The sequence below is a fragment of the Gilliamella sp. Pas-s27 genome (assembly GCF_009795865.1).
Lineage (GTDB): Bacteria > Pseudomonadota > Gammaproteobacteria > Enterobacterales > Orbaceae > Gilliamella.
Genome location: NZ_WTEW01000045.1, coordinates 1 through 5,163, shown reverse-complemented (window position 1 = coordinate 5,163; position 5,163 = coordinate 1). Strand labels below are relative to the sequence as shown.

At 31.6% G+C, this 5,163-nt stretch carries 3 protein-coding genes; 2 read left to right on the top strand and 1 reads right to left on the bottom strand.

All coding sequences use genetic code 11. The features are described 5' to 3' along the window. The first annotated feature begins 699 nt into the window (after positions 1-699). Positions 700-2,154 (top strand): hypothetical protein, encoded by a 1,455-nt coding sequence (locus GQ589_RS11175; protein ID WP_160426232.1) that lies wholly within the window; start codon positions 700-702, stop codon positions 2,152-2,154. Between the two features lie 704 nt (positions 2,155-2,858). On the opposite strand, the gene GQ589_RS11170 is transcribed toward GQ589_RS11175, so the two are convergent. Then, complete coding sequence (locus tag GQ589_RS11170) at positions 2,859-4,301, bottom strand: hypothetical protein (RefSeq protein WP_160426229.1); 1,443 nt, start codon at positions 4,299-4,301, stop codon at positions 2,859-2,861. Between the two features lie 274 nt (positions 4,302-4,575). On the opposite strand from GQ589_RS11170, the gene greB reads away from it, so the two are divergent. Continuing rightward, complete coding sequence (gene greB, locus GQ589_RS11165; RefSeq protein ID WP_160426227.1) at positions 4,576-5,055, top strand: transcription elongation factor GreB; 480 nt, start codon at positions 4,576-4,578, stop codon at positions 5,053-5,055. Positions 5,056-5,163 lie beyond the last annotated feature (108 nt).

The following is a 5,163-nucleotide window of genomic DNA, read 5'->3' as shown; positions in this document are numbered from 1 at the left end:
AATGGTAGGACGACTGACCATAAAGCGTTCAGCCAAATCTGTAACTGTTATTTTTTCTTTATGATATAAGCACCCTATCTCTTGTCTGTGGTAAGGTGTTAATTTTGTTTTTTTATGTATATTCATTACAGTCGTTTCTTAAACACTGTAAACAACGCAAGGAATTCCTACATCATCATAGTGTAATGTTTTATCCTTACCAACCACATATTTTTTAAATAAAAATATTGTTATAATACGATACCTCTAAAAAATAAGAATAGCAACGCTTTATGCCTAAAACAATACTAATAGATAATTAATTAAAAACCTCCCCCACGATAAATATGTAATTACAAATAAAAGTTATGATAGTGAAAAAATACAAGAAGTGATTATATTAACTACAAACAAGTAAAGTTATTTGGTGATATCCAAAAAAGAAGCTGACAAAAGGTAATCTTGATATTGATTGGTGTTTATATAAATATGTCACTTGGTTGAAAGTGTATTTGTTATAATGAAATATTATCAAGGCATAGATAAGTTAGTAAGAAATTATATTGCCATGCTCGCATTATCATGTTGTGTGGCGTTGCTAAAAATGTATAGGAGGATTTTTATATAACTTATATCTATTACATAAATAGCTTTAATTTTGTACTTATAGACAATAAACTATATAAATTATTATAGTTTTAACTATTAACAGGAATAAATATGACTAAATGGAAACGATTATCTTTTTGTGTGGTCTGCTTTTTAGGTTTTTCTTCAGCAGAATCTTTTGCTTTATCTGCTATAACGGCAAAAGTCATTCAAGGAAGTAGTCCTCGTTTTATGTCTGAAATGGAAAATAATATTGAATCTAATAAAGAATTTAAGTATTTTGGTGTTTCTTATGATGGAAGATCTTATTTTAGTACAGCAGAGTTAAATAATGTTTTAGGTACTACTAGTATTGCATCTAAAACACCAGCAGATTTAAATTTATCAGCTGTTCTTGAACAACCAAGAGCTAATGAAGTAATTGATGTTGATGGCGATGGTGATATTATTTTATCAGAGGATTCGGCTAATCCTTTAACATTAGCATGGTATTATGAGGATGCAAATAATAACGAAGTTAAGCTAACCCCCGCTCAAACATCCACAGTATTTAGTGCATTATTAAGTAGTGGTATTTATCCATATGTCAAAGTAAGTGGTCCGGTTACTTTAAATACTCGGTATGGTATTCCTGATTTTCAATCTTACCCAGATAATAATATTGCGATAAGTAAAATTCCTTATCGCAATTTTAATATTGCAATAGATGGGGAAGCGATTAAATATGCTAGTCCCAATATGTATTTTTCAGAGCACGAGTATTCATATAAGGACAAAACGATTTTTGACTACATGACACAGAATGGTTTTTTACCACAAAATGATTATTTACGTAATTTTCCATCAACAGGTGCAAATAACCTTTATTTTTATCTCGTCACGGATGGAATAGATAATTCTCTTAATACAACAAATTGGACAGTCAGAACATCTAATATTGATGATAGTTCGCCAAGTGCAATTACAGCAACTGTAACAAAATCAATAGCCCCAGGAATAGCAGGGTTTAAAGCTTATAATAATAAAAATATGGTGCTTGTCACTTTGAAGGGACCGGATTCATCAGCTAAAACTCGAACTCAAGCTACAGCCCCAACCGCGAACCTTCCTGTTGATATTGAATTGACTGTAACCACCAAACAAAAAGTTAAACTATCTTATAAATTTAGAATAAATAAGTGGTTTGTAAATAGAGGGAGTATCGTGGCTGCACTTAGAGAACAACGAGAATGGTGTGATAAGTTGGGCGATTATAAACTCGCAGAAGCGAGAGATTTAAGTAATGCTCGATTGCTTAATTTTATTGAAAGTGGTAGAAATACTTTTAACTTCTATAAACGGTCTGTTGGAGAAGGTTTTTTATCTGAATGGGGTTCATTATCTCATTATTCGGGTGCTAAGTTTTATAATGCGACTTATGTATGGACTAATACTGTTGTACCATATAAGCTTAATAATGTTGATCATATTATTCATGTTAATATGAATGATGGAGCATTACTTGGTGTTCCATATAACCCAAATGCTGCAGTACCTAGTTATTACGGAATATGCGTAACTGAATAAACAGAACATTTAGTTTTATAAGTAGTTCCATAAAAGACTAAATAAAAATATCACAGCCATAGGTTGTGATATTTTTTTAAGTAGAGAAATAATGTAACTGTTCCTAAATCTAAAATAGTACGATCCAGAACTAGAAAATTCTCTATGAAAAAAAAGTAAAGGAAGATTTAATTATGAGCAAAGAACGCTCAACACTATTAATGACTTTAACCGAAAAACATTAAGCATTGGTATTGCACTCAGTTTACTAGCAGGTAGAATCACTCTTTATCTGGACAAGTTAGCTCAATACCGTGGTTGTCTATTAAAAATACGGGTCAATAATGGACCAGAATTTACTGAAAAAACGTATACCAACTGCGCTAAATTATGCGGTGTCACTATTGATTATATTTAACCTGATAGCCCCTATCAAAACGATTATATTGAACAATTCCACCTAGAGCAAGCAAGAAGAATGCCTAAAGAATGGCTCACTATCTATAATACTGAAGGAGCGCATAAGGCATTAAATAACATATGACACCCATTGAATTTAAAACACAAAACAAATAGCATAACTTTCTAGTTAAGGTTTGTACTAAAATGATGAATTTACAGTAAGTTACACTATCAATTCTCTACTTAAAAAAATATCACAACCTATGGCTGTGATATTTTTATTTAGTCTTTTATGGAACTACTTATAAAACTAAATGTTCTGTTTATTCAGTTACACATATTGCGTAGTGCAAAAGATTTTGATGAGTCAGAATATGATGTAATGCCCCATCATTCATATTAACATAAATAAAATTATCACCATTAGATGGTACAACAGTATTAGACCATGCATAAGTCGCATTATAAAACTTAGCACCTGAATAATGAGTTAATGGACCCCATTCAGATAAAAAACCTTCTCCAACATACCGTTTATAGAAGTTAAAAGTATTTCTACCACTTTCAATAAAATTAAGCAATCGAGCATTACTTAAATCTCTCGCTTCTGCGAGTTTATAATCGCCCAACTTATCACACCATTCTCGTTGTTCTCTAAGTGCAGCCACGATACTCCCTCTATTTACAAACCACTTATTTATTCTAAATTTATAAGATAGTTTAACTTTTTGTTTGGTGGTTACAGTCAATTCAATATCAACAGGAAGGTTCGCGGTTGGGGCTGTAGCTTGAGTTCGAGTTTTAGCTGATGAATCCGGTCCCTTCAAAGTGACAAGCACCATATTTTTATTATTATAAGCTTTAAATCCTGTTGTTCCTGGAGCAGTTGATTTTGTTACAGTTGCTGTAATTGCACTTGGCGAACTATCATCAATATTAGATGTTCTGACTGTCCAATTTGTTGTATTAAGAGAATTATCTATTCCATCCGTGACGAGATAAAAATAAAGGTTATTTGCACCTGTTGATGGAAAATTACGTAAATAATCATTTTGTGCCACAAAACCATTCAGTGTTGCTGGCGTGTAGTCAAAAATTGTTTTGTCCCGATATGAATAGTCATGATCTGAAAAATGCATATTGGGACTAGCATATTTAATCGCTTCCCCGTCTATTGCAATATTAAAATTTCGATAAGGTGTTTTACTTATCGCAATATTATTATCCGGGTAAGATTGAGAATCAGGAATACCATACCGTGTATTTAAAGTAACCGGACCACTTACTTTGACATATGGATAAATACCACTACTTAATAATGCACTAAATACTGTGGATGTTTGAGCGGGGGTTAGCTTAACTTCGTTATTATTTGCATCCTCATAATACCATGCTAATGTTAAAGGATTAGCCGAATCCTCTGATAAAATAATATCACCATCGCCATCAACATCAATTACTTCATTAGCTCTTGGTTGTTCAAAAACAGCTGATAAATTTAAATCTGCTGGTGTTTTAGATGCAATACTAGTAGTACCTAAAATATTATTTAACTCTGCTGTACTAAAATAAGATCTTCCATCATAAGAAACACCAAAATACTTAAATTCTTTATTAGATTCAATATCATTTTCTATTTCAGACACAAAACGAGGGCTATTTCCTTGAATAACTTTTGCCGTTATAGCAGATAAAGCAAAAGATTCTGCTGAAGAAAAACCTACAAAGCAAGCCATACAAAAAGATACCCAATGCCATTTAGTCATATTTATTCCTGTTAATAGTTAAAACAATAATAACTTTTTTATCCTGTTATTTATAAATAAAAAATCGAATTTATTTATATTATACGTATAATATATACAATACAGCCCCGTAAAACCACAGAAAAATAATAATAAAATAGAAAAAAATGAAATCGCTTTAATTTTACATTTTAAACAGAGTTTAAGAGGAAGTAATAAAAAAATTAATATGTTTTTATTCTGAGCAACATGTTTTATTCTCACAAAAAACAAACTATGTTATAGGTTTTAAAATATGCAAAAAGCAAATTACATAACAAGAGAAGGATACTTGGCTCTCGATCGTGAACTAAAATATTTATGGAAAGAAGAAAGACCTAAAGTTACCCAAGCTGTATCAGATGCAGCAGCTTTAGGAGACCGCAGTGAAAATGCCGAATATATTTATGGTAAACGCCGATTACGAGAAATCGATAGACGAGTACGCTTTCTAACTAAACGATTAGAATCATTAATAATTGTCGATCCCGATCCAAGACAAGAGGGAAAAGTATTTTTTGGTGCTTGGATTAAATTAGAAGATGAATCTGGTAATTCATATATTTACCGTATTGTTGGTGCAGACGAGTTTGATCCTAAAAAAAATTGGATATCAATAAATAGCCCTGTCGCCAGAGCCTTAATTGGACATAAAGTTGATGATGAAATAACTGTCGTCACTCCAAATGGGAAAATATGCTATTACATTATAGAGATAAGTTATGTTGAGCTGTAACTATCCCCTAAAAGAGCACAGCCAAAAAGTAGAAAATTCTCCATGATAAAAGTAAAGGGGATTTAATTATGAAAAAATGACTGAACATCAAATCGTCGCTATTTTAAA